At 61.4% G+C, this 3,522-nt stretch carries 5 protein-coding genes and 1 riboswitch; all 5 genes read right to left on the reverse strand.

What is annotated here, in order from left to right:
* The coding region (locus HMPREF9538_RS20665; RefSeq protein WP_009484372.1) for a magnesium transporter at positions 1-922 on the reverse strand (922 nt) is incomplete at its 3' end.
* 57 nt (positions 923-979) lie between these two features.
* Positions 980-1,161, reverse strand: a riboswitch (M-box (ykoK) riboswitch).
* A 98-nt stretch (positions 1,162-1,259) separates the two neighbouring features.
* Complete coding sequence (gene nikR / locus HMPREF9538_RS20660) at positions 1,260-1,658, reverse strand: nickel-responsive transcriptional regulator NikR (RefSeq protein ID WP_002921188.1); 399 nt, start codon at positions 1,656-1,658, stop codon at positions 1,260-1,262.
* Positions 1,646-2,437: a nickel import ATP-binding protein NikE gene (gene nikE, locus HMPREF9538_RS20655; protein WP_009484373.1), complete on the reverse strand. Its 792-nt coding sequence runs from the start codon at positions 2,435-2,437 to the stop codon at positions 1,646-1,648. The genes nikR and nikE overlap by 13 nt, the downstream gene beginning before the upstream one ends.
* A complete protein-coding gene (locus HMPREF9538_RS20650; RefSeq protein WP_004186019.1) occupies positions 2,434-3,198 on the reverse strand; it encodes a nickel import ATP-binding protein NikD in 765 nt (254 codons plus the stop codon). The genes nikE and HMPREF9538_RS20650 overlap by 4 nt, the downstream gene beginning before the upstream one ends.
* Positions 3,198-3,522, reverse strand: a 325-nt coding sequence (locus tag HMPREF9538_RS20645) for an ABC transporter permease subunit (RefSeq protein WP_009484374.1), incomplete at its 5' end; no start/stop codon positions are given. The genes HMPREF9538_RS20650 and HMPREF9538_RS20645, both read right to left, overlap by 1 nt.

The raw sequence follows: 3,522 nt of genomic DNA on the forward strand, positions 1-3,522 counted from the left end.
CCGCCGGGTCAATGCCGATCCGCTTAAGCACCATCGGAATGACCGAGGAGACAATCGCGCTCCACAGGGTAATGCAGACCAGCGTCAGGCTGACGATGAGCGTGATTTCCATGCCAATCCCCATCATCCAGGCGCGCAGGCAGCCCGCCAGGCCCAGGGTCAGGGCAATCAGAAACGAAGTCGATACCTCTTTGCGGATCACCCGCCCCATATCGCGCAGTCGCACTTCCCCCAGCGCCATCGAGCGCACCAGCGTCGAGGTGATCTGCGTTCCGCTGTTGCCGCCGGTGCCGATGAGCAGCGGAATAAAGAAGGCCAGCGCGATGGCCGATTCCAGGGCTTCTTCGAAATGCTGCAGTACGCTGCTGGTGTAGGCTTCGGCCACGAACAGCAGCAGCAGCCACACCGAGCGTTTTTTCCACAGCGTCCAGGGGCTGATCTCGAGGTACGGTTTTTCCAGCGGCAGCGTTGCCCCCTGCAGCTGAGCATCTTCGGTGACGTCATCCTCCAGCAGATGGGCGATCTCCTTCTCCATCAGGCAGCCGACCAGCTCGCCTTTATCGACGACGGGGACCAGGTCGAGGCCGCGCTCGCTGAGCTCGGCAATCACCTGCTGGCGCTCATCGTCAGGTTTGACGCGAAACAGGCAGCTGTCCATCAGGTGGCGGATAGACTGGTTGATATCCGTTTCCTGGAGTAGCTTTTTGACCGACAGGCTGCCACGCAGCTTCTTGCCGGCGACGACAAACACCTGCCCGGGAATATCATCGCTGGCCAGTTGGGAGATAAAGTGTTCGCGCGCCTCATGAACGCTGAGATGTTCCTGCAGCGTAATAAAATCGGTACGCATGTACTGGGCGATCGCATCGCCGTCGAAGCCAGAGGTCGCCTGATGGGCGGCGCAGAGTTGAATGGAAGACATGTTTAAAAATCCCTATAAAAAATCACTCATAGGGGCGAACAAGACAGGGTTAGCGCAGGCAGATCCCTACGTCCTGGTTTTAGCACTGCATAACGTATCTGAACGGTCATGACCGCCAGAAGTTACCTTGGCAACACCTTGATTCGATGGAAGCCTGTATTTCCCTGAGTGGTCTCTCTCGATACCAACAGGGCGGTAACTTGTATTTATGCAGGAGCCTCGCCATAACGAGATCGTTAAATGAGGCGCCATTATTGGCGAAGAGGGATAATTCACAAAGCGTATAGTTTATGTGGTTTATCAACTGTTGATAAACCACCCAAGAATTTTCAAATAATTAATCATCCGCTAAACACTGCAAATGCCCATGGCGCACGCCGCGCTGGGCAATCACGTCGTCGGCAAAATGCTGTACCTCGGCCATATCACCTTTCAGCACCGCAATCTCCAGGCAGTCGTCATGACTGATATGCACATGCAGCGTGGCGACGGAGAGATCGTGATGATGATGCTGGGTGGCCACCAGCCGGCTCGCCAGTTCGCGTTTCTCATGTTCATACACGTACGACAGGACGGCATACCCGCGCCGTGATTCCGGCGACGGAGGATCCTGGTTGAGGGCGTCGCGCAGAATATCGCGTACCGCCTCCGAACGGTTGTGGTAGCCGCGGCGGGCGCTTAGCGCATCGAGGGCGGCCAGCAGGTCATCATCAAGGGTCAGGGTTACGCGCTGCATGGCATGGCCTCGTTAAGCAGAGTGGCAGGAAAAGGGGGGAGCACCGCCTGCTGGAGCGCCTGTCCGGCAGGGGAACGCAGGCGTAGCGGTAGACTAACCGTTGCGGTTTCGACGATGCGCCCGTGCTCCATCACCAGCACTCGCTGGCAAAAGCGCTCCACCAGCCGCAGGTCATGGGTGATGAACAGGCAGGCGGTGTCAAACTGCGCCTGCAGACGCTTCAGCAGGGCGATAATCTCCGCCTGCAGCAGCAGATCGAGATTTGAAACCGCTTCATCAAGGATCAACAGCTGCGGCCGTACCGCCAGGGCGCGTGCCAGGCAGACGCGCTGCAGCTGTCCGCCGCTGACCTGCGCCGGGCGCTTATCGAGCAGCGACGGCGCGAGGTCGACGGCCAGCAGCATCTCTTCCACCCGCCGCGCACGCGCCTCACGCGACAAGCACAACAGATGGCGCAGCGGCTCGCTGACGATCTCGCGCACCGTTTTGCGCGGATTCACCGCGCTGAAGGCATCCTGAAATACCAGCTGAATATCACGGCGGAAGGCGCCGATGGCCTCGCCCTTCAGGGCAGTCAGCGGCGTGCCGCGCCAGGCAATATCGCCGTGCTGCGGCGTTTCCAGACCCACCAGCATCCGCGCCAGGGTGCTTTTCCCACAGCCGCTGCGTCCGAGCAGGGCCACCGTTTCGCCGGGGGCGATGGCGAGATGGATCGCATGCAGGACCCTGCCGTGGTGAGGATAATCGTGACTCACCCCGGTAGCGCTGAGTAAATTCATGGTGTTTTCTCCAGACCGTATAACGCCAGATGCGCGGCCAGCAGGCGCTGGCTGAGCGGGTGCCGCGGGGCGCTAAATAGCGTATTCACATCGCAGTGTTCAACGAGGCGACCGTTCTCCATCACCGTTACGTGATGCGCCAGCCGCGCCACGACGCCCATGTCATGCGTCACCAGCAGCAGTCCCAGACCGCGCCTGGCGACAATATCCGCCAGCAGGTCGAGGATGCGCGCCTGGGCGATGGCATCGAGATCGGTCGTCGGCTCGTCGGCGATGATAAAGGGCGCGCGGCTGAGCAGGGCGAGAGCGACCATCATCCGTTGCAGCATGCCCCCGCTCATTTCAAAAGGGTAGCGCTTCAGCAGCGCCCGCGGATTGTCCAGACCGACCTCCTCCATCGCTGCCAGCAGCACGGCGTCATTCGCTTCACGACCGACTGCCCGGCAGGTTTCCCGGGCGTGCGCGGCCATGGTATGCAGCGGGTTAAAGGCGCTGCGCGGGTTCTGCATGATGGTGGCGATGGTCGCCCCGCGCAGCTGTTCGCCGTGCACCGGAATGCCGTCGAGAAGCACCCGGCCGGCGGTTTGCCTGACGCCGGGCGGCAGCAGGCCCAGCGCGGCGGCGCAGGTCAGCGATTTTCCGCAACCACTGCTGCCGAGCAGCGCCAGCACCTGGCCGCGGCGCAGGGTGAAGGAGACGTCGCTGACCAGCGGTCGGTCAGCGGCAAGCGAGATCTGTTCCAGTTGGATCTTCTGCGGCATCAGTGGCTATGCTCCGCGATCAGGTGGGGATCGAGACGATCGCGCAGCGCGTCGCCCAGCAGGTTAAAAGCCATCACGCTGATGAACAGCGCCAGCCCCGGCCAGACCATTTGCAGCGGCTGGGTCCAGATATACTGCCGGGCGTCGTTGATCATCACCCCCCATTCCGCCGTCGGCGCGCTGACACCGAGACCGAGGAACGACATGCCGGCTACGTGAAGCATCATATGGCCGATATCCAGCGAGGCGAGCACCAGCAGCGAGGGGATCACCGCGCCGGCCAGATGGTCGCTGAACAGCCGCCACTGGCTGGGGGGGGGGGGG

Origin of the sequence: Klebsiella sp. MS 92-3 (assembly GCF_000195655.1) — a bacterium.
In the GTDB taxonomy this organism is placed as follows: domain Bacteria; phylum Pseudomonadota; class Gammaproteobacteria; order Enterobacterales; family Enterobacteriaceae; genus Klebsiella; species Klebsiella pneumoniae.